We start from the raw sequence: 223 nt of genomic DNA on the forward strand, positions 1-223 counted from the left end.
GTTCCTGGGTCTGCAGGTAGTTGTCGGTCCACGAACTGCGTACCAGGGTGATGAAGTACATCCCCGGCATGGCGTCGTCCTGGACACGGTAGGCGCCCTTTTCCACCGTCAACATCTTCACGTACGCAGTAGCGGCCATCAGCAGCATGATCGCGATGATCACGGCGAAACTTGCCAGGATTCGCTGGCGAACAGTCCAGTTCTTCACATTTTTCCCCAAGAC

At 56.5% G+C, this 223-nt stretch carries 1 pseudogene; it reads right to left on the reverse strand.

The window, feature by feature from the left end:
* Positions 1-208: pseudogene (locus tag G5A07_RS21910) on the reverse strand (hypothetical protein); the annotation flags it as partial.
* Positions 209-223 lie beyond the last annotated feature (15 nt).

Origin of the sequence: Stenotrophomonas sp. AS012628 (genome assembly GCF_010608305.1) — a bacterium.
Taxonomy (GTDB): domain Bacteria; phylum Pseudomonadota; class Gammaproteobacteria; order Xanthomonadales; family Xanthomonadaceae; genus Stenotrophomonas; species Stenotrophomonas geniculata.